Genomic DNA, 20,218 nt, shown 5'->3' on the forward strand with positions numbered 1-20,218 from the left:
TCATGCCTGCGGCGAGCCGGGCTGGGCCGCGGCCGGCGCCTGGGTGGCGAGGGCCGGCGTGACGGCGGGTGCCGGTGCCGGCGCCGTCGGCGGGGCCAGGGGCGAGGTGTCCTCGCGCAGCTCCTGGACCTCCTTCTTGAAGATCTTCAGCGACTTGCCGACGTTGCCGGCGATCTCCGGGAGCTTGCTGGCGCCGAACAGCACGACGACGGTGATGGCGATGATGACGATCGCCCAGACGCTCGGGGTCCTCATGGTTCCTCCTGGTGGGTGGTGCCCCGCTCCTCGTCGAGGGGGGCGTCGGTCGGGTCGACGGCGGACCACAGGTGACGGTCCGGGTCCAGGTGCTCGCGGGCAGCGCGCACGCGTGCGAGGTCCTCGGGGGTGAAGCACTCCTGCACGCGGCCCGGCAGCGTGAGGTCGGCCTCCCCGACGTACCGGGCGGGGCTCAGCGGCTCCCGGACGACGGCCGCGCGCGCCCAGGCGGCGTGCGCCGTGGCCGCGTCCGGCCGGCCGGAGGCCACCGGGTCCCAGTGCGCGTACGCCGAGACGCTCGTCGCGCCGCCGGGCCGGTGCACGGCGTCGACGGTCGCCTCGCGGGGGGGCGCCGGGGTCACCAGGACGCTCGAGCGCGTCGTCGGCGCGGCGGCCACCGCGGCGAGGACATCCGGCAGCAGCGCGGCCCACGGCCGGTCGCTCCACGCGTGGTCCGACCACAGCGCCTCGCCGTCGTGCCGGGGGAGCGCCGCGACGAGCCCGGCGAGCCCGCCGTGCACGGTCGCCGCGGCGCCCTGCGCGCCCGGCAGGACGTCGAGGGCCGCGAGCAGGCGCCGGGCGTGCTCGGCGTCGGCGCCGAAGGCGGTCCCGGCCACGGTCAGGGACGCGGCACGCGGGCCGCCCCCGCAGGGTCCGGTGCGACGCGCGAAGACGGTCACCTCCAGCCCGGGCAGGCGCTCGGTCCGCAGTGTGTCGAGCGCGGCACCGACCTCGGCCGCGTCCTCGCCGCCCACGGTCAGCAGGCGCCGGACCACCGTCGGCACGCCGGGGACCAGGCGCACCTCGAGCCCGACGACGACGCCGGGGAACGTGGGGCCTGCGCCCCGCGCGACCGCGAGCAGCTCGGCGTCGGCCTCCCGCGTGAGGCGCAGGCGTCGGCCGTCGGCCGTGACGACGTCCAGGGCGACGACCCGCTCGCACGCCGCGCCCCAGGCGCCGGCGTTCCAGCCGTGCCCGCCCGCCAGGAGGTAGCCACCGAGGCCCACGGTGGGGACGTGCCCGACGGGGAACGACCAGCCGGACCCGTCGAGGAGCGCGGCGGCCTGCTCGACGGTCGTGCCGGGACCGAGACGCGCGGTGCCGCGGTGCGGGTCGACGTGGACCCCGCGCAGGGCGCGGAGGTCGAGCGCGAGGCTCCCCGGTCGCAGGTGGGTCGCGCTGAGGCTGTGGCCACCGCTGCGGACGGCGAGCCGCAGGCCGGTGCGCCGGGCGGCACGCACGAGGTCCACGACGTCCTGCTCGTCGGCCACCCGCGCGACGGCGGCCGGTGCGTGCGGGGGCTGGTGCGCGGACACGGACAGGGCGCGCCGGGCCTCGGCGTAGCCGACGTCCGCGCGGTGGACCGTCCTGCTGCCCGCGTCCCTCACGACGCGCCGCCTGCCACGGCGTCGGTGCGGGCGATGGCGGCGTCGACGGCGGCGGGCGCGTACACGAGGTCCACGAGCTTGCGGGCGAGGCCCACGACCGCGCCGTCGGCGCCGAGCCGTGCCGAGGTCACCGTGAGGTGCTGGGTGGTCCGGTCGGAGACGTGGTCGCGGATCTCCGCATCGACCGCCGCAACGACCCGTGGCAGACGCCCGAGCGCCCCGCCGAGCACGACGGTGTCCGGGTTGATGGTCGCGACGACGGTGGCGAGCACCCGCCCCAGCGCGGCGGACGCGGCGTCGAGCTCGGCGCAGACCGCGGGGTCGCCGGCGGACACCCGCTCGGTGATGTCCGGCAGGTTCTGCACCCCGGTCGCGGCCAGGCGCCGCACCAGGGCCTGCCCGGACGCCCACGCGGCGAGGCACCCCCGGCGGCCGCACGTGCAGCGCGGGCCGTCGGCGGTCAGGCGGATGTGGCCGATGTCCCCGGCCGCACCCGCCGAGCCTTCGAGCACGTGGCCGCCGTCGACGATGCCGGCGCCGATCCCTGTCGCGTACTTCACCGCCAGCACGGTCTGGCCGGAGCCCGCGACGCTCGACTCGCCCAGCGCGAAGGCGCGCGCGTCGTTCTCGATCACGACCGGCACGTCCCAGCGGTCCCGCACGGTCGCGGTGATGGGGAACGACTGCCAGCGCGGCATCGTGGTGGACCTGCCCAGGACGCCCGTCACCGGGTCCACGGGGCCCGGGATGCCGAGCGCGACGCCGACGAGGCGCTCGTCGGCCCCCGCGTCGACCAGCTCCTGCGCGACCTCGAACACCGTCTCGAGGTAGGGCGCCGCGTCCGTGTCGATGTCCGTCGCGACGTCGCGCATGCGCAGGATGTCGCCGCGGACGCCGGTGACGCACAGGCGCGCGTGCGTCTGGCCGAGGTCGAGCACGACGACCACCCGGCCCCGGTCGTCCCAGCGCAGGAGCTCGGCCCGACGGCCGGGTCCTCCGCCCTCGCGGTCGGAGCCGGCCGGGGCGGAGCCGGCCTGGTAGACGTAGCCGTGGGCGAACAGCGCGTCCAGCCGCTCGAAGAGGGTCGTGCGCGACATGCCGGTGGCCGCGAGCAGCTGCTGGCGGGTCCAGCCGGGCCGGGACCGGATCAGGGCGACGAGCGAGCCCGGCGAGCTCGGGGAGGGCGCCGGCGTGGAGCCGGGGTCCCCGGGGATCGGGGTGGGACCGGCCGTCGTGGCGTCCACCATGGGGCTCCCTGGTCGCTGGGTCGTGCCGGGTTCGGGGACCGCCCCGGCGGTCGGACGAGCGGCATCCTGCCACTGTTGACGCCGTCGCACCAGACCGTTACGTTCGGCCGCTGAACGGAATTGCTCCCGACGCACGATGGCGTGCAGGTGTGTGAGGTCATGATCAGCAACGCGGCCGACAGGCTGGCGCAGGCGGCTGCCGACGTGCTCCGGCGCAACGACCGGGGCACCCGCACCGTCGCCGCGCCGGACCTCTACCCGCACCAGTGGAGCTGGGACGCAGCCTTCGTGGCCATGGGCTGGGCCCGGATCTCCGTGCCCCGGGCGCTCCGTGAGCTCGACGGGCTCCTCGCGGGTCAATGGGCCACCGGGATGATCCCCCACATCGTGTTCTCCGACGAGGACGGCTACTTCCCCGGTCCCGAGCGGTGGCGGACCGAGCGCGCCACCGCGGCGCCGAGCGCTGTACGGACGTCGGGAATCTGTCAGCCCGGCGTACACAGCCTCGCGCTCGCCGTCATCGGTTCGCAGGCCCGCGCGAACGGGGGCGAGGACGCGGAGCTGTTCCGCGACTTCCTCGGGCGGACCTTCGACGCGTGGTTCGCCTGGCACCGGTGGCTGGGCGACGTCCGCTCGGCCAACCCGGTCGGGCTGGTGGAGATCCACCACGGCTGGGAGTCCGGGATGGACAACTCGCCCCGCTGGGACGAGGCCTACCGGAGGGTGAGCGTCGGGGCGCTCGAGCCCTACGTCCGCCAGGACCTGCGCCACGTCTCGGACGCGGGCGAGCGCCCGTCCGACCGCGACTACGACCGCTACGTCTGGCTGCTCGACCAGCTGGCGTCGGTCGCCTACGACGACGCCGCGGCGCGCGACGTCGTCGACTTCCGCGTGGGCGACGTCTTCTTCACCGCCCTGCACGCGCTGTCGAGCGAGTTGCTCGCCGGGCTCGGCGACGGGATCGCGCGCCACGACCAGGCCGCCGAGCTCCGGGCCATGTCGCGCCGTGCCGGCGACGCCGTCGCGGCGACCGTGTCACCGACGACGGGCCTGGCACGCGACGCCGACCTGCGCGCGGGCGGGTGGCTGCACGCGGAGACCGTGGGCGGCTTCGCGCCGCTGGTGTGCGGGGCGCCGGCGCCGCTCCACGACGACCTGGTCGCGCTGCTCATGGGCGAGCGCTGGTGCGGCCACCCGGACCTGCATCGACCCCTGCCGCCGACGACCTCGCCGGGGAGCCCCGCCTTCGTGAGCCACAACTACTGGCGTGGGCCCCAGTGGCCGGTCCTCACGTGGCTGATGTCGTGGTCGCTCGCGCACCACGGGCACCACGACGAGGCGGGCGCCCTGCGCGAGGCCGGCCTCGGACAGCTCGCCGACCTGCGCTTCGCGGAGTACTACGACGCGCTCGACGGGCGACCGCTGGGTTCGATGGCGCAGTCGTGGACCGCCGCCGTCGCGCTCGCGTGGCAGGACCGTCCCGGTGGGTGGTGGGCATGACGAGCGCCACGACCGCGCTCGGCGCCGCCCGCGTGCCCTGGGTGGGGCGCTCGCAGCCCGCGGAGGAGGCCCCCCAGATCGTCACCGGTGCGCTGCGCTTCGTGACCGACCTCCGACTGCCGGGGACCCTGCACGGGGTCGTCGTGCGCTCCGCGGTGCCCCACGCGCGGGTCGTCGAGGTCGACGTGACGGCCGCGCGGGCGCTCGACGGCGTGCGCGCCGTGCTCGTCGCCGCGGACGTGCCCGTCAACGCGCTCGGACCGCGCGACGTCGACGGCCCCGTGCTCGCGTCCACCGTGGTGCGGCAGGTCGGCGACGCGATCGCCCTGGTCGCCGCCGAGGACGCGGCGACGGCGCACCTGGCGGCCGCCCTCGTGCGCGTCGCCCTCGACCCGCTGCCCGTCGTCTCCGAGATGGCGCGCGCCCTCGACGCGGACGCCCCGCGGTTGCACGCGGACGGCAACCTCTCGGGTCGGATCGCCTTCCGGTCGGGCGACGTGGACGCCGCCCTCGCGGCCGCCCACCTCGTCCTCGACGAGGAGGTGCGCACACCGGGGCAGGAGCACGTCGCGATCGAGACGCCGGGCGGCACGGCCGTCTGGGAGGACGGGCGCGTGACCGTCTGGTGCGGTTCGCAGAACCCAGGGCTGCACCAGCGCAAGATCGCTCGCGCGCTCGCGGTCGACCCCGAGCAGGTACGCATGGTCGGGGGACCCGTCGGTGGCGCGTTCGGCGCCCGCAACGACGACCCGATGCCCGTCTACCTCGCGCTGCTCGCGCGTGCCACCGGCCGGCCGGTGCACGTGCACATGACGCGCGAGGAGGTCATGGCCGCCGGTGCGAAGCGGCACCCGTTCCGGACGCGGATCACCATCGGGTTCGACCCCGACGGCCGCATCCTCGGGTCTCGCGTGCACGCGCTCGCGGACACGGGGCCGGTCATCACGTCCGGGCCCAACGTCATGAAGACCTCGGCGGAGATGTCGACCGGGCCCTACGCCTTCGCAGCGGCCGAGTTCGACGGCACGGTGGTCTACACGAACAACGCGAACGCGGGCGCCTTCCGCGGTTACGGCGTGCCGCAGGTCGCGTTCGCGATCGAGAACGCCATGACGGCCGCCGCGCACCGCCTCGGCATCGACCCGGTCGAGATCCGACGGCGCAACGTCCTGCGCGGCGGGGAGCAGCACAGCCTCTACCGCCACCGCACCACCGCGAGCCTGCGCGTGGACGAGGCGCTCCGGACCGCCGAGCAGCACCCGCTGTGGGCGGACCGGGCGGCGTGGGCCGCGGGTGCCTGCTGGCCGTGGCGGCGGGGCACGGGCGTGGCCATCGCCATGAAGGGCGTCGGCATGGGCAGCGGCACGGGGGACACGGCCCGTGCCCGGCTGCGCATCGACCGGAGCGGGCACGTCACCGTCTGGGCCGGCCCCAACCACACCGGCCAGTCCATCCAGACGACCTACCGTCAGGTCGCGGCGGACACGCTCGGCCTGTCCTACGACGACGTCACCGTCGTCGTCGGCGACACGTCGGTCGTCCCCGAGTCCGGGCCGACCGCCGCCTCGCGCTCGACCTATGCGGGCGGGGCTGCGGTGCACGCCGTCTGCCTCGTGCTGCGCGAGGAGTGCGAGCGCCTCGGGCTCCCGCTGGACACCGACCCGGCGGGGACCGGCGAGAAGCTCGAGGCCCTCGGCCGCGCCGAGCACAGCGCGGAGTTCCGCCTGCCCGACACCGAGGACCCCGGCCTCGTCCCGCACGAGGAGCTCGCGCGCTTCGGGCCCCACCGGGTCTACGGCTCCTGCGCCCAGGTGGTACGTGCCGAGGTCAACGTCCTCACGGGAGAGATCCGCGTGCCCGAGCTGCTCTGCACGGTGGACTGCGGCACGGCGATCAACCCCGGCGGCGTCGTCGGCCAGGCGGAGGGCGGCATCCTCCAGGGCCTCGGCCTCGCGCTCATGGAGGAGCACGTCGTGACGGACGGGATCCCGCGCACGACCAGCCTCGAGAGCTACCACGCACCGACGATCGCCGACGCGCCGCGCATGCACACCGTCCTCGTGCCGGGCGCCGAGGGGACCGGCCCCTACGGCGCGAAGGGGATGTCCGAGGTCGTCGTCGTGCCGACGCCCCCCGCGCTCGCCGCCGCGGTGCTCGACGCGACGGGCGTGCTGCCCGCGGAGCTCCCCGTCACGCCCGAGCGCCTGCTGGCCCTGCTGGAGGAGGTGGCGCCGTGCGCGTCAACGGAGTGAGCGTCGACCCGGCCGCGACCGCGGCGGCCCTCGGCCTCGGCGTCGACGACCTGCCCGGCGCCCGTCTGCTCGACGTCCTACGGGACGGGCTCGGCCTGACCGGCGCCAAGGAGGGCTGCGGCATGGGGGAGTGCGGCAGCTGCACCGTGCTCGTCGACGGTCGCGCCGTCTGCTCGTGCCTGGTCCTGCAGGGACAGGTCGCCGACGCCGATGTCGAGACGGTCGAGGGACTCGCGGACCGCGGTGGCGCGGACCTGCAGGAGGCCTTCGTGCGCCGACAGGCCGTCCAGTGCGGCTACTGCATCCCCGGCGTCCTGATGTCGTGCGCCGCGCTGCTCGACCGGTCGCCGGACCCCTCCGACGACGAGATCCGCGCCGCCCTGGACGGGAACCTGTGCCGCTGCACGGGGTACAACCGCTTCCACGACGTCCTGCACGACGTCGCTCGGGGTCGCTGCGGGGGTGCCTCGTGAGCGCCCCGCCCCAGGTCGTGCGACCGCGGCACGTCGCCGAGGTGAGCGCGCTGCTGGCGCAGGGCATGCCGCTCGCCGGCGGCACCGACCTCCTCGTGCAGCGCCGCGCGGGTGCGCGCCACGACCGGCTGGTCGACCTCACGGGGCTCGTGGACGCGCCCGCCCCGCTCGCGGTGCAGGACGGCGACCGGCCCTCGCTCGTCCTGTCGGGCGTCGCGCCCCTGGCCCGCGTCGTCGACGCGCTCGCGGGCCGGTTCCCGGCGTTGCGGGACGCGGCCTCGTTCTTCGCGTCCCAGCAGATCCGCAACCGCGCGACGCTCGGCGGCAACCTCGCGACGGGCTCGCCCGCCGCGGACACCGTGCCCCCGCTCCTCGCGGCGGAGGCCGTGGTCACCGTCCGCGGGACCGACGGTGAGCGCGACGTCCCGCTCGAGGCCTTCCTGCTGGGTCCCCGGCGCGTCGACCTGCGGGCGACCGAGTGGGTCGTCACGGTCCGGGTGCCGACTCCGCCGGCGACCGGCGGCTACCGGAAGATCGGCGGGCGCCGTGCGCTGGCGATCTCCGTCGTCGACCTCGCCTGGCAGTGGCGCGTCGCGGACGGCGTGCTGCACGACGTGCGGCTCGCCGCAGGCTCGGTCGCGCCCACCGTGGTGCGCCTGCGCTCCGCCGAGGCGGAGCTCGAGGGCCGCCGGGTGACCCCGGCCGTCGCGCGCGCCGCCCTCGCCGCCGTCCAGGCGGACATCAGCCCCATCGACGACCTTCGCGCGAGCGCCGCCTACCGCCGCCGCTGCGCGGCCGCGCTGCTGCACGAGGTGCTCGGCGGCGTCGGTCCCGACCAGCCCCACGACCCCCTCGTCCCCCACCCCGAGCAGGAGATCGCCTCGTGAAGATCGGTGTCACCGTCCGTCCCGACCAGCCGATGACCGAGGCCGCGGCCTGGGCACGCCGGATCGAGGACCTCGGCTTCGACGGCGTGTGGTTGGCCGACCACTACTTCCACCGGGACGTCTCGGGCGCGCTCGCCCTGATGATGGCGGCGACGCGGCGCGTGACGCTCGGGACCGCCGTCATGTCGCCCTTCCTGCGGCACCCGACGCTCCTGGCGAGCATGGCCGCGAGCCTGCGGGAGATCGGCGACGGCCGGTTCGTGCTCGGCCTGGGCGCGGGGGGCTACGAGTTCGCGAGCGAGCTCGGGATCGAGATGAAGCGTCCGCTGCGGCTCACGGCGGAGGCCGTCGAGATCGTCCGCCAGCTCTCGCGCGGCACGTCCGACGTCGCGGGGGAGACCTTCAGCGCGCGCGGCTCGCGCCTGCGCTGGGACGTGCAGGACGGCCCGCTCTACCTCGCGGCCCGTGGCCCCAAGATGCTCGAGCTCTCCGGCCGCGTCGCGGACGGCGTCATCACCCACGGCATCGCGCCCAGCCACGTGCAGTACGTGCGCGACCACGTCGCCACCGGCGCGGCGGGGCGCACCGAGGGCCGCACGTCGATCTGCCTGATGCTCGACGTCGAGATCGGCGACGACCGCGAGGCGGCCCTGGCCGCGCTGCGCCCACGGTGCACGACGATGGCCGGCGGCGCCTACGCCGACGAGCTCATCGAGGTCTACGGCCTCGACGTCGAGGAGGTCCGCGCGCTGCGCGCCACCGTGCGCACCGGGGACCGCGTCGCCGCAGCGGCGCAGGTCACGGACGCGATGGCCGAGGCATTCGGCGTGGCCGGGCCGGCGGGCCGCGTCCGCGACGCCGTCGACGCCCTGGCCGCGGCCGGCGTCGACGAGGTCATCCTCAGCGTCGGCGGGGCCACCCCCGACGCCGTCAGCACCCAGCTCACCCAGCTCGCGAAGGCGGTCCTCGCATGACCCACCTGCCCACGTCCGCAACCGTCCTCGGCTCCGGGGCCGGGGCGCTCAGCTCCGCGATCGAGATGTCGCTGCTCGGCATCGACGTCACCGTCGCCGACCTCGAGCGCTTCCGCGCGAGCATCGACGCGATCGCCGAGCGCGGCGTCGTCCGCCTCCGCTCGCCCTGGCACCACGTGACCGAGGCGCCCGCCAGGGCGTCGCTCGACCCGGCCGCCGCCGTGCGGGGCACCGAGCTCGTCGTCGTCTCCGTGCCCGCCTTCGGGCACGACGCGTTCGCCGAGATCCTCGCCGCGAACCTCGAGGACGGCCAGCAGGTGGTCTTCGCCGGCGAGGGAGGCGGCGCCCTCGCCCTGGTCGCTGCGATGCGCCGCTCCGGGCGCCGCGTGCGTGCGCACGTGGCCGAGCTGAACTCGCTGCCGTACGGGGCGCGGGTACGCGAGCCGGGCCTGGTCACGGCGTCGCGGAAGGTCGGCGGCACGGTCGTCGCGGGGCTGCCGGCGGGTAACCCGGCCGAGGCGACGGCGTGCGCGATCTGGCCCTCGGTGACGGCGGGCGAGAGCGTGTGGGAGACAGTCCTGCTCAACTTCAACGCCATCGACCACGTGCCGCCGATCCTCGGCAACCTCGGCGCGGTCCAAGGCCGGGCGGGCAAGTTCCTGCTCTGGGGTGAGGGCGCGAGCCCTGCGGTGTGCCGCTGGATCGCCGCGATCGACGCCGAGCTGATCGAGATCCGCCGTGCGTTCGGCTTCAGCAACCTCAAGGGTTATGAGGAGTACCTCGTCGAGCAGGGCTTCGCGCCGCGCGTGGGCGCGGACCTGTTCGAGACCCTGCGCTCGAGCGCCTTCGCGGACTCGACGTTCGGCACCGGTCCGGACGCGCTGAGCAGCCGGTACGTCACCGAGGATGTGCCGTTCGCGCTGTGCCTCATGTCATCGATCGGGCGCGAGGTGGGCGTCGCGACCCCCACCGTCGACGCGATGATCCACCTCGCGTCGATCGCGACCGGCACCGACTTCCGGGCGGAGGGGCGCACTCTCGAGGCGTTCGGGCTGGCCGGCGCCGGCCGCGACGGCCTCCTCGAGGCCGCGCGGACGGGGTGGTGGTGACGGTGCCCGTGCGCCTCACCGGCGTGCCGGTGGGCGAGGGGACCGCACCCGTGACGGCCGAGGTGGTCGACAGGGCGGTGCGGCTCGCGCCGGCGGCTGCGCCGGCGCCGGGCACCCCGCCGCGCAGCCTCCTGCTGCCAGGGCTCGTCAACCTGCACGACCACCTGCGGGCCTTCATGCCCACGGGCCGCCGGACCGAGGGCGCGCCCCTCACGCAGGTCATCACGGCGGCCGCCGCCACGCAGGCCGTCGCGACGCCGCAGGAGCACCGCGCCCTGACGGCGCTCGCGAGCGCGCGGCAGCTGCGCGCCGGCGTCACGTCCGTCGTCGACCACGTGTACCCGCTGCACCGGCCCGAGCTGCTCGACGCGGCCGTCGCCGGGCACCGGGACGTCGGTGTGCGCGCGAGCGTGGCGCTCGGTGTCATGACGCGCGGCGACGCGCGCACGTGCACGACGGTGGCGGACGTCGCCCGCCTCGCGGAGCGCGCCCTGGCCGAGCTGCTGCCGGCCGACCGCCTGTTCCTCGCGCCGGTCTCGCTGCGGCAGGCGGCGGCCGAGGACTACGCGGACACCGTCGCCGCCGCGGACCGGCTCGGCCTGCGGCTGTACACGCACATCGCGGAGACGGTCGCGGAGGTCGAGCAGTGCGTCGCCGAGCACGGCGTGCGCCCGGTCGAGCTGCTGCACCGCCTCGGCTTCCTGCGGCCCGGGACCGTGCTCGTGCACTGCGTCCAGCTCTCCGACCGGGAGGTCGGGCTGCTGGCCGGCACGGGGACCGCCGTGGTCTACTGCCCGACCAACCACCTCAGGCTCGCCAAGGGCTTCGCGCGCGTCGCCGACCTCGTGGACGCCGGCGTGACGGTCGGGCTGGGCATCGACGGCACCGAGAGCCTGTTCCACGAGATGCGCCAGGCGGTCTACGCCCAGGGGCAGGCACGGCTCGACCCCGCAGCCCTCGGCTCGGCCGCGGCCTACGCCATGGCGACCGTCCAGGGTGCTCGCGCCCTCGGGGTCGCCGGCGTCGACGGCCGGCTCGACGGCTCGCCGGACGTGGTCCGGCTGGACGCCCGCCGGGTCGGCCTCCAGCCCTTGGTGGACCCCGTGTGGTCGGTGGTCCACCGTGCCGGCCCGGGCGACGTGACCGACGTCGTCGTGGACGGCCGGCTCGTGCTCCACGACGGCCGCCTCACCGGATCGGACGAGGACGAGCTCGTGGAGCGCGCCTACGTCGCCACCCGCGACATGGCGCACCGCACCGGGACGACCGATCCGGCCGACTGGCCCCCCGTCGACCTCAGCGACCGACTCGACCGACGGTCGAACACCAGAGAGGGAACGCAATGACGCGCACCACCCGAACCCCAATCTCCGCCATGAACCTCAGCCGTCGCCAGCTCCTGGGCATCGGCGGCGGCATCGCGGCCGGCATCGCCCTCGCAGCCTGCGGCGGCGGCGGCGGCTCCTCCTCCGGCGGTGGAGGAGGCGGCGGCAAGCCGGGCACGCTCCGGATCTGGGCCAACGCCGCCGTCGCCGGCGACGCGGACTCCGGCCTGCAGCGTGCCGCCAAGGCCTTCGGCGAGGCGAAGGGCATGACGGTCCAGGTCGAGGGGCTGCCCACGGCGGACCTCGTCTCGAAGCTGACCACCGCGGTGAGCGGTGGCAGCGGCCCGGACGTCGCGATCGTCGACTCGTCGTCGGTGCCGCAGCTCGCGGGGGCGCAGATCCTGGCGGACCTCACCGACCGGACCGGCGGCGTGGCGGGCGACTTCCACACCGGTGCCATGGAGTACTCCACGTACGCCGGCAAGCAGTACGGCCTGCCGTACTACACGAACAACGTCGGCCTCTTCTACAACAAGGCGATGCTCTCGGACGCGGGCATCGAGGTGCCCACGACGTGGCAGGACCTGCGCTCCGCGGCGATCGAGCTCACGGGCGGCGACCGCTACGGCTACATGATGGGTCCGGCGGGCTACGGCGCGTTCCTGTTCTGGCCGTGGCTGTGGCAGAACGGCGGCCAGATCGTCGACGCCGACGCCACCCGGGCCGTCTTCGACGACGACAAGGGCATCGAAGCGTTCGAGTTCTACGCCAACCTCCACCTCGAGGACGCCGTCGTCCCGCCCGACTTCCTGGCCGCGACGAGCGGCTGGGACCCGTACGTCGCGCCGTTCGCCCAGGAGCGCGTCGCCATGATGGCGATCGGGCCCTGGGGGCAGAACGCGATCACCGAGGGCAACCCCGACCTCGACTGGGGCGTGGCACCGCTGCCGCAGGGCTCTGAGAAGGCGACGATCCTCGGCGGCGCCACCATCGGCGTCGCCGCCAACGCAGGCGCGCCCGACGAGGCGTGGGAGTTCGTCGAGTGGGTCACCGGCGGCGAGCAGATGGAGTTCATCCAGGCGAGCGGCAACATCCCCGGTCGCAAGGACGTCATCGACTCCGCCTGGGCCACCGAGGACCCCGTCCGCCAGGTCTTCGTCGAGCAGATGGAGTTCGCGCGGGCACGCCCGGCGCTGCCCACGTGGGGCGACGTCGAGTGGGGCGTGTTCGCCAACGCCTGGGACTCCGTGATCCAGGGGCAGGCGTCGCCCGCCGACGCGCTGCGCTCCGCCGCTGAGCAGGCCACCGAGAAGCTCTCCAGCTAGCCGCCGCGTCCGGCTGCCCCGCCCCCGGGGCGGCCGGACGCCCGGCACGAGCGAGGAAGACCATGACCACCACCACGACACCCGCGCCCACGCTGCCCGTCGTCACGCCCCCGGCCGCCCGCGCGCGGCGGCAGCGGCGGCGCCGGCTCGAGCCGTTCCTCTACATCGCCCCGGCCTTCGTCGTGCTCGGCCTGATCATCGGCTACCCGGTGCTCAACGCGGCCTGGACGAGCCTGACCGACTCCTCGCTCATGGCCCCCGGCCAGGAGCAGTTCGTCGGCCTCGACAACTTCGTCGACCTGTTCACCAGCGCGTCCTTCTGGACCGTCATGGGACGGACCCACGTGTGGGCAGCCGCGACGCTCCTGCTCCAGGTCGGGCTCGGCCTCGTCATCGCCACGACGCTCAACAAGCAGCTCGTCGCCCGCGGGTTCGTCCGCACCACCATGATCGTCCCGTGGGTCGTGCCCACGGTCCTCGTGGCGCTCATCTGGCGCTTCCTGCTCGACCCGGCATCGGGGCCCGTCAACCAGATCCTGCGCGACTCGGGGATCCTGGAGAACCCCCCGATGTGGCTCGCGAACACCTCGACCGCGCTGCCCACCCTCGTGCTCATCAGCGCGTGGAAGTGGACCCCGTTCACCGCGGTCATCCTGCTGGCCGGGATGCAGCAGATCCCGCCCGAGCAGTACGAGGCGGCGATGATCGACGGCGCGAACGCCTGGCAGCGGTTCCTCCACGTCACCGTGCCCGGGATCCGCACGTCGCTCGCCCTCGTGACCCTGACGACCATCTCGGGCGCGATCAACAACTTCAACGGCATCTGGCTGTTCACCCGCGGCGGGCCCGTGGGTGCCACCGACATCCTGACGACCGTCGCCTACCGCACGGCCTTCCAGGAGTTCGACTTCGGCAAGGCCGCGGCCATCGCCATGGTCATCTTCGTGATGATGATGGTGCTCGCCGTCCTCTACTTCTACGTCGTCGAGGGTCGGAAGGAGAAGCGGCGATGACGACCTCCCGGACACGCGCCAGCGGCGGCGCGCACCTCGTGGCACTGCTGTTCCTGGTGGGCACGGTGCTGCCGTTCGCCTACATGGTCGTCTCGTCGTTCAAGACGACGCCGGAGCTCAACGGCGCGGACAAGCGGCTCCTGCCGAGCGGCATCTACCTCGGTCACTACGAGAAGCTCGTCGACACCGCGTTCTTCACGTACTTCATGAACTCGGTGGTGGTCGCGGTCGGCACGACGACGATCGCGCTGCTCCTGGCCATCCTCGCGGGCTACGGGTTCGCCCGGTTCACGTTCCTCGGCAACCGGGGCATGCTCCTCGTCGTCGTCGCGGCGCAGATGTTCCCCGCGGTCCTCCTGGCGATCCCGCTGTACAAGACCGTCAACACCCTGGGCCTGCTGGACTCGCTGGTCGGGCTGACGCTCGTGTACGTCTCGTTCGCGCTGCCGTTCTGCATCTGGCTCATGCGCAACTACTTCATGGCCGTGCCGGTGGAGGTCGAGGAGGCGGCGATGATCGACGGCTGCAGCCGGTTCCAGGCGCTGTGGCGCGTCGTGCTCCCGCCGGCCATGCCGGGCGTCATGGCGGCGGCGGTCTTCACGATCATCCAGGTGTGGGAGGAGTTCCTGTACGCCAACACGTTCATCGACACGGACTCCAAGCGCACGCTCTCGGTCGGCCTCAACTCGCTCATCGGCGAGTTCACGACGGACTGGGGCAGGCTCCTCGCGGCCGGCGTGCTCGTGATGATCCCGGTGCTGCTGATCTTCGCCTACCTGCAGCGCTACGTGACCCAGATCGCCGGCGGCGGGGTGAAGGGCTGACGTGCTCCTCACCAACGCGCTGCTGCCCGACGGCAGCACGGTCGACGTCGAGATCACGGGCGACGTGGTCACGGCCGTGCGCCCGGCCGGGACGTCCGGTCCGGCGACGTCGGTGACCGACCTCGACGGGTACCTGCTGGTCGAGTCGCTCGTCGAGCCCCACGCCCACCTCGACAAGGTCTTCACGGTGGACCGGGTCGCCAACCCGCTCGGCACGCTGGCGGGTGCCATGGCGGGGTACGAGGCCGTGCTGCTCGCGTCCGACGCCGCGGACATCCGCCGCCGGGCGCGGCGCGCGCTGCGCCTGCTGGTCCGCAACGGGGTCACCGCGGTGCGCACGCACCTCGGCTGCGGGCGCCTGCTCGGTCTGCGCGCGGTCGAGGCGTTCGCCCAGGTGCGCGAGGAGATGGCGCCGTACGTCGACCTCGAGGTCGTCGCGCACGTCGGCGGTCCGGCGGCCGGCGTGACGTGGGGCGAGCACGTGCGCATCCTGCGCGACGCGCTCGCGGCGGGCGCGGACGCCGTCGGCGGCAACCCCTTCAGCGAGGCCGCGCCCGACGAGGCGATGGACGCGTGCCTCCAGGTCGCGGTGGACGCCGGGTGCCCGGTCGACCTCCACGTCGACGAGACGACCGACGGCTCGGTCCTCACGCTGCGCCGCCTGGCATCGCTCGCGGCGCAGGTCGAGGTGCCCGTCACGGCGAGCCATGCCGTCTCGCTCGGGTCCCTCGCCCCGGCCCTCGCCGACGAGGTGGCGGCGGAGGTCGCGGCCGCGGGGCTCGCGGTCGTCACCCTGCCGGCGACCAACCTGCACCTCCAGGGTCGCGGCGCCCACCCGACCCCGCGGGGGCTCACGGCGCTGGACGCGCTCGAGCGCGCCGGGGTGAGCGTGGCCGCCGGCGGCGACAACGTGCGGGACCCGTTCAACCCCGTGGGACGCCTCGACCCGTTCGAGACCGCGTCGCTGCTCGTCACGGCCGGGCACCGCACGCTCGAGCAGGCGTGGCGCATGACGGTCCCCGCCGCGCGCGCCGTGCTCCGCCTGCCGCAGGCAGGTCCCGTCGTCGGACGCCGCGCCGACCTTCTCGCCGTCCGCGCCGCGAGCCTCGGCGACGCCATCGCCCTGGCCCCCGCGGACCGCCTCGTCCTGCGGTCGGGACGGGTCGTGAGCCGGACGACCACGACGACCTCGGGTCCGGTCCACGACGAGGGCCCCGCATGAGCGCCCGGGCGGCGGCCGCGTCGCAGTCGCTGTGGCGCTCGGCGGTCGTGCGCGCGGTGTTCCTCACCAACCTCGCGGGGTTCGTGAGCTTCTCGGCGACGCTCGGCGCGCTGCCGCTGCGGGCCGCGCAGCTGGGCCACCCCGAGGCCGTCGTCGGCACGGTGACCGGTGTGATGCTCGCCGTCACGGTCGCCACGCAGCTCGTGGCGGGAGCCCTCATGCGGCGATGGTCGGTCCGGACCCTGCTCGTCGCCGGAGCCGTGCTGCTCGGGGCGCCGTCACCGGCGTACCTGCTGGTCGACGACCTCGGCTCCTGGTACGTGCTGTCAGCCGTGCGCGGGGTCGGGTTCGCGCTGCTCACCGTGGTCGGCGCCGTCGCGATCCCCCGGGCGGCGCCGCGTGAGCGGCAGGGCGAGGCGATCGGCATCTACGGCCTGTCGGCGGCGATCCCGAACATGGTGGTGGTGTCGGCGACCACCGCCCTCACGCTCGACGGCCGGTTCCCCGTGGTCGCGTGGTTCGCCGCCGCCCCGCTCCTGGCGCTGGTCGTGCGCGGGCTGCCGCGGGACCGCGTCGGTGCGGAGCCGGGCAGGCGGGACGGGCGCGGCGCCCTCGGGCCGACCGTCAGGCGCCTGCTGCTCCCCACGGCGACGCTCTTCCTCGTGACGATGTGCGGCGGCGGGCTGGTCACCGTGCTGCCGCTCCAGCGGCCCGACGGGCCCGTGGCCGCCGTGGCTCTGCTCGTCTACGGCGCGACCGGTGCGCTCGCACGCTGGCGCGTCGGGCACCTGACGGACCGCCGGGGGCACCGCGTCGTCACACCGGTCCTGCTCGTCCTGGGGACCGCCGGTCTCGCGGCCGTCGCCCTGGGCCTGCGGGACGCCGACGTCGGCGGCACGGCGTCGCTCGTCGTCGGCGCCGGCCTGTTCGGCGTCGCCTTCGGCGCCCTCCAGAGCGTCACCCTCGACGTCAGCCTCGCCCGCGTGCCGGACGCGCACGCGCCGACCGCCAGCTCCGTGTGGAACGCCGCCTTCGACGGTGGCACGGCGGCGGGCGCCGCGCTGCTCGGCTTCCTGGCGGGCGCGGCGGTCGGTGGGCCGGCCGCCGTCGGCGCCGGGGCACTGGGGCTCGGTGTGCTCGCCGTCGTCTCCGTGATGTCACGCGACCGCACGACGGCGCGTGCCACGTTCGTGAGTGCGCCGTGAGGGTCCTGGCGGTGCCGGACAAGTTCCGGGGCTCGGCGACGGCGGCCGACGTCGCGGCCGCCGTGCTCGCGGGCGCCCGGGCCGCGGGGTGGACGGGGACGGCGCTGGCCCTGGCCGACGGTGGGGAGGGCACGCTCGAGGCGCTCGGCGGCGCCAACCGGGTCACGCGGGTCACCGACCCCCTCGGGCGGCCCGTCGACGCGGCGTGGCTGCTGCGCCCCGACGGCGTCGCGGTGGTCGAGGCCGCGCGGGCCTCGGGGCTCGACCTCGTCGGCGGCGCCGAGGGCAACGACCCCGTGGCGGCGACCAGCCGCGGCACGGGCGAGCTCGTCGTCGCCGCCGTCGACGCCGGTGCGCGCGAGGTGGTCGTGACGCTCGGCGGCTCCGCGACGACGGACGGGGGCAGCGGCGCCCTCGAGGTCCTCGCCCTCCGGCGGCCGCTGGGGGGTCCGGGTGCCGCCGTGCCGGTGGTGGTGGCGTGCGACGTGACCACGCGCTTCCTTGACGCCGCCGCGGTCTTCGGGCCCCAGAAGGGCGCCGGCACGGCGCAGGTCGCCGTGCTGACGCGGCGCCTTGCCCGGCAGGCGCAGGAGTACCTCGACCGCTGGGGTGTGGACGTCCGGGACCTGCCCGGCGGCGGTGCCGCCGGGGGCCTGGGCGGCGGGCTCGCGGCTCTCGGCGCCCGGCTCGTGCCCGGGTTCGACCTCGTGGCGCGGCACGCCGGACTCGACGCGGCGCTCGCCGACGCGGACCTCGTGGTCACCGGCGAGGGGTGCCTGGACGGCGGCTCGAGTCAGGGCAAGGTCGTCGGGGGCGTCGTCGACCGCGCGCGCCGGGCCGGGGTCCCGGTGCTCGTCGTGGCGGGGACCGTGCGGGCGGGCCACGGGCTCGACGCACCGGTCGTGCCGCTGGCCGAGCGGTTCGGCCAGGCGTCGTGGACGCGGACGGCGGCCTGCGTGGAGCAGGTCATCAGGGAGTACCTGGAGAGGGGACACGCGTGAGGATCACCGACGTGCGCTGCGTCGAGTACACCGGTGTCGTCGAGGCGCCGGGAGGCGTCTTCCTCGACCGGCTGCGGCGGCCGACGGACATCTACCCGGAGCTGCGGGCCGCGCCGCCGCAGACGTTCACGCAGGTCGGGCCCGACCGGTTCGAGGTCAGCTCGACGCTCCTGCACGTGGACACGGACGAGGGTCTGACGGGGACCGTCACGCAGCTGTCCCCGGAGCAGGCGTTCACGATCCAACGGGTGCTGCGGCCGCTGGTGCTCGGCGCCGACCCCATGGCGTCAGAGCGGCTGTGGGACGTCCTGTACCGGTCGGCGATCCACGGTCGCAAGGGCACCGGGATGGTGGCGCTGTCCGCCCTCGACTGCGCGCTGTGGGACCTGCGCGGGCAGCGGCTCGGCGTGCCCGCCCACGTGCTCCTCGGAGGGCCCACCCGCCAGCAGATCCCGGCCTATGTCTCGACGCTCGGTGAGTCCCTGCTGCCCGCCGACGTCGCGCGACGCACGCGCGAGCTCGTCGGCGCGGGGTACCGGGGCCTCAAGTGGTTCCCGCGCTCCGGGCCCGAGGACGGGGCGGCCGGGGTCGACGCCGTCGTGGAGCTCGTGGGCACCGTGCGGGACGCGGCCGGACCGGGTGTCGAGATCATGCTCGACGCGTGGAGCTCGTGGGACGTCGCCTTCACGGTCGACGTCGCGCGCGCGTGCGCCGGCCTCGGGCTGCGCTGGATCGAGGAGCCGCTCCCGGCCGACCATCTCGCGGGCTACCGCACGCTGCGCCGACGCCTGCCGGGCGGCGTGCAGGTGGTGGGCGGGGAGCACGAGTACACGCGGTGGGGCTTCGCCGAGCTCGTCGCCGCTGACGTGCTCGACCTCTACCAGCCGGACCCGCACTGGGCGGGCGGCATCTCCGAGACGATGAAGATCCTCGCGCTCGTCGCCGCGGCCGGCGCGCAGGCGATCCCGCACGGGCAGTCGCTCCAGTGCAACGCCGCCGTGTCCTTCGCCGCGCCGCCGTCGCTGGTCCCGCAGATGGAGTACCTGTCGCGGCTCATGCCCCTCTACCAGCACGTGCTCGCGGAGCCGATCGTCCCGGTGGACGGCGCCGTCGTGTGCCCGACAGCTCCCGGGCTGGGCATGGCGCTCGATCTGGACAAGGTCGTGCGCAGCCGCCCCTACCCCGTCTGAGGTCCGTCCGTCCCTCGTCCTGAGAGGTGCCGCATGCACGTCGTCTGCCTGTCCGACTACCCCCGTGAGCTCGTCGACTCGTGGCTCGTGGGCGCGCCGCAGCCCGCGACCGCGACGCTCGCGCCGCGCGACGCGACGATCGGCGACCTCGCCGGCGACCTCGCGCGCGCCGACGTCGTCGTGGGCGACGCGTCGCGGCGGTTCCGTCTCGACGCGGCGACGCTGCGTGGACTCGATCGGTGCCGGCTCGTGGTCCAGCCGTCCGTGGGCCTGGACGGCGTGATCGACGTCGACGCCGCCGCAGCGCAGGGGATCGAGGTGGTGAGCGCGCCCGGCTACAACGCCGAGGCGGTCGCCGACTGGACGGTCATGGCCATGCTGGTCGTCCTGCGCGACGCCGTCGCCGCCGACGCGGGCCTGCGGACGTACGGGTGGTCGGCGCGACCCCTGGGCCGCGAGCTCGGTGCCCTGACGGTCGGCATCGTGGGCTTCGGGTCGATCGGGCGCGCGGTCCGGCGGCGGCTCGCGGGCTTCGGGAGCGCGGTGCTCTACCACGACGTCGCGCCGCGGCCCGCGGACGAGGACGGCGCGCGCCACGTCGACCTCGACACGCTGTTCGCCGAGAGCGACGTCGTGACCCTGCATGCGCCCCTGGTCGGGGCGACGCACCACCTCGTGGACGCGGCCCGCCTCGCGCGCATGCGCCCGGGCGCCGTGCTGGTCAACGCGAGCCGAGGTGGCCTGGTCGACGAGACAGCCCTCGCTGCCGCGCTGCGCGACGGGCGACTCGCCGGCGCGGCGCTCGACGTCTTCGAGACCGAGCCGGTGCCGCGCGACCACGAGCTGCTGCGACTCGCCACGTTCGTCACGCCCCACGTGGCGGCGGGGACCGAGCAGGCGCGGCGGCGTGTGCGCGCGCTCGTCGGCGACGTCGTGCGCAGCGCCCTCGCCGCGCCGCCCGGGCGGCGCTCGCCGCTGCCGTCGGCGGGACACGGGGCCCGCACACGAGGGGCCCGCACATGAACCGT

General features: G+C 75.3%; 18 protein-coding genes. 15 read left to right on the forward strand and 3 right to left on the reverse strand.

Annotation, left to right across the window (positions count from 1 at the left end):
- From tatA to H2O74_RS03815, 3 genes are read right to left on the reverse strand one after another with little or no spacing between them, the layout of a single operon-like run.
- Entirely contained in the window at positions 1-255 is a 255-nt protein-coding gene (gene tatA / locus H2O74_RS03805; protein WP_182113198.1) for a twin-arginine translocase TatA/TatE family subunit, read from the reverse strand.
- Positions 252-1,643 (reverse strand): FAD-binding oxidoreductase, encoded by a 1,392-nt coding sequence (locus H2O74_RS03810; RefSeq protein ID WP_182113199.1) that lies wholly within the window; start codon positions 1,641-1,643, stop codon positions 252-254. The genes tatA and H2O74_RS03810 overlap by 4 nt, the downstream gene beginning before the upstream one ends.
- Positions 1,640-2,890 (reverse strand): ROK family protein, encoded by a 1,251-nt coding sequence (locus H2O74_RS03815; protein ID WP_182113200.1) that lies wholly within the window; start codon positions 2,888-2,890, stop codon positions 1,640-1,642. Before H2O74_RS03815 ends, H2O74_RS03810 begins: the two co-directional genes overlap by 4 nt.
- Positions 2,891-3,049: 159 nt before the next feature.
- Between H2O74_RS03815 and H2O74_RS03820 the strand changes: the two genes are divergently transcribed.
- From H2O74_RS03820 to H2O74_RS03890, 15 genes are all read left to right on the forward strand, one after another.
- A complete protein-coding gene (locus H2O74_RS03820; RefSeq protein ID WP_182113201.1) occupies positions 3,050-4,390 on the forward strand; it encodes a glycoside hydrolase 100 family protein in 1,341 nt (446 codons plus the stop codon).
- Positions 4,387-6,642, forward strand: coding sequence for a xanthine dehydrogenase family protein molybdopterin-binding subunit (locus H2O74_RS03825; protein WP_182113202.1), 2,256 nt, complete (start codon positions 4,387-4,389; stop codon positions 6,640-6,642). The genes H2O74_RS03820 and H2O74_RS03825 overlap by 4 nt, the downstream gene beginning before the upstream one ends.
- Positions 6,624-7,115 carry a (2Fe-2S)-binding protein gene (locus H2O74_RS03830; protein WP_255491766.1) on the forward strand — a complete coding sequence of 164 codons (492 nt, stop codon included), beginning with the start codon at positions 6,624-6,626 and terminating at the stop codon, positions 7,113-7,115. Before H2O74_RS03825 ends, H2O74_RS03830 begins: the two co-directional genes overlap by 19 nt.
- Positions 7,112-8,002 carry a xanthine dehydrogenase family protein subunit M gene (locus tag H2O74_RS03835; RefSeq protein ID WP_182113203.1) on the forward strand — a complete coding sequence of 297 codons (891 nt, stop codon included), beginning with the start codon at positions 7,112-7,114 and terminating at the stop codon, positions 8,000-8,002. The genes H2O74_RS03830 and H2O74_RS03835 overlap by 4 nt, the downstream gene beginning before the upstream one ends.
- Positions 7,999-8,976, forward strand: a complete 978-nt coding sequence (locus H2O74_RS03840) for an LLM class flavin-dependent oxidoreductase (protein ID WP_182113204.1) — start codon at positions 7,999-8,001, stop codon at positions 8,974-8,976. The genes H2O74_RS03835 and H2O74_RS03840 overlap by 4 nt, the downstream gene beginning before the upstream one ends.
- Positions 8,973-10,085, forward strand: a complete 1,113-nt coding sequence (locus H2O74_RS03845) for an NAD/NADP octopine/nopaline dehydrogenase family protein (protein WP_182113205.1) — start codon at positions 8,973-8,975, stop codon at positions 10,083-10,085. The genes H2O74_RS03840 and H2O74_RS03845 overlap by 4 nt, the downstream gene beginning before the upstream one ends.
- Entirely contained in the window at positions 10,082-11,431 is a 1,350-nt protein-coding gene (locus H2O74_RS03850; RefSeq protein ID WP_182113206.1) for an amidohydrolase family protein, read from the forward strand. The genes H2O74_RS03845 and H2O74_RS03850 overlap by 4 nt, the downstream gene beginning before the upstream one ends.
- 29 nt (positions 11,432-11,460) lie before the next feature.
- The gene (locus H2O74_RS03855; protein WP_182113207.1) at positions 11,461-12,735 is read left to right on the forward strand and encodes a sugar ABC transporter substrate-binding protein; all 1,275 of its coding nucleotides are present in this window, start codon (positions 11,461-11,463) and stop codon (positions 12,733-12,735) included.
- A gap of 62 nt (positions 12,736-12,797) precedes the next feature.
- A complete protein-coding gene (locus H2O74_RS03860) occupies positions 12,798-13,748 on the forward strand; it encodes a carbohydrate ABC transporter permease (protein WP_182113208.1) in 951 nt (316 codons plus the stop codon).
- The gene (locus H2O74_RS03865; RefSeq protein ID WP_182113209.1) at positions 13,745-14,572 is read left to right on the forward strand and encodes a carbohydrate ABC transporter permease; all 828 of its coding nucleotides are present in this window, start codon (positions 13,745-13,747) and stop codon (positions 14,570-14,572) included. Before H2O74_RS03860 ends, H2O74_RS03865 begins: the two co-directional genes overlap by 4 nt.
- Before the next feature lies 1 nt (position 14,573).
- Positions 14,574-15,794: an amidohydrolase family protein gene (locus H2O74_RS03870; protein WP_182113210.1), complete on the forward strand. Its 1,221-nt coding sequence runs from the start codon at positions 14,574-14,576 to the stop codon at positions 15,792-15,794.
- The gene (locus H2O74_RS03875; protein WP_182113211.1) at positions 15,791-16,999 is read left to right on the forward strand and encodes an MFS transporter; all 1,209 of its coding nucleotides are present in this window, start codon (positions 15,791-15,793) and stop codon (positions 16,997-16,999) included. The genes H2O74_RS03870 and H2O74_RS03875 overlap by 4 nt, the downstream gene beginning before the upstream one ends.
- Positions 17,000-17,010: 11 nt before the next feature.
- A complete protein-coding gene (locus H2O74_RS03880; RefSeq protein WP_182113212.1) occupies positions 17,011-18,000 on the forward strand; it encodes a glycerate kinase in 990 nt (329 codons plus the stop codon).
- Positions 17,997-19,190, forward strand: a complete 1,194-nt coding sequence (locus H2O74_RS03885; protein WP_182113213.1) for an enolase C-terminal domain-like protein — start codon at positions 17,997-17,999, stop codon at positions 19,188-19,190. The genes H2O74_RS03880 and H2O74_RS03885 overlap by 4 nt, the downstream gene beginning before the upstream one ends.
- 33 nt (positions 19,191-19,223) lie before the next feature.
- On the forward strand, positions 19,224-20,213 hold the full coding sequence (locus tag H2O74_RS03890) for a 2-hydroxyacid dehydrogenase (RefSeq protein ID WP_182113214.1): 990 nt from the start codon (positions 19,224-19,226) through the stop codon (positions 20,211-20,213).
- Positions 20,214-20,218 lie beyond the last annotated feature (5 nt).

The organism is Actinotalea sp. JY-7876, from assembly GCF_014042015.1.
Classification (GTDB): Bacteria; Actinomycetota; Actinomycetes; order Actinomycetales; family Cellulomonadaceae; genus Actinotalea.

What these genes read in the sequence shown, in the direction of transcription:
- tatA (WP_182113198.1), bottom strand. Translation starts at nt 255, where the DNA reads ATGAGGACCCCGAGCGTCTGGGCGATCGTCATCATCGCCATCACCGTC.
- H2O74_RS03815 (WP_182113200.1), bottom strand. Translation starts at nt 2,890, where the DNA reads ATGGTGGACGCCACGACGGCCGGTCCCACCCCGATCCCCGGGGACCCC.
- H2O74_RS03820 (WP_182113201.1), top strand. Translation starts at nt 3,050, where the DNA reads ATGATCAGCAACGCGGCCGACAGGCTGGCGCAGGCGGCTGCCGACGTG.
- H2O74_RS03825 (WP_182113202.1), top strand. Translation starts at nt 4,387, where the DNA reads ATGACGAGCGCCACGACCGCGCTCGGCGCCGCCCGCGTGCCCTGGGTG.
- H2O74_RS03845 (WP_182113205.1), top strand. Translation starts at nt 8,973, where the DNA reads ATGACCCACCTGCCCACGTCCGCAACCGTCCTCGGCTCCGGGGCCGGG.
- H2O74_RS03855 (WP_182113207.1), top strand. Translation starts at nt 11,461, where the DNA reads ATGAACCTCAGCCGTCGCCAGCTCCTGGGCATCGGCGGCGGCATCGCG.
- H2O74_RS03860 (WP_182113208.1), top strand. Translation starts at nt 12,798, where the DNA reads ATGACCACCACCACGACACCCGCGCCCACGCTGCCCGTCGTCACGCCC.
- H2O74_RS03865 (WP_182113209.1), top strand. Translation starts at nt 13,745, where the DNA reads ATGACGACCTCCCGGACACGCGCCAGCGGCGGCGCGCACCTCGTGGCA.
- H2O74_RS03875 (WP_182113211.1), top strand. Translation starts at nt 15,791, where the DNA reads ATGAGCGCCCGGGCGGCGGCCGCGTCGCAGTCGCTGTGGCGCTCGGCG.
- H2O74_RS03890 (WP_182113214.1), top strand. Translation starts at nt 19,224, where the DNA reads ATGCACGTCGTCTGCCTGTCCGACTACCCCCGTGAGCTCGTCGACTCG.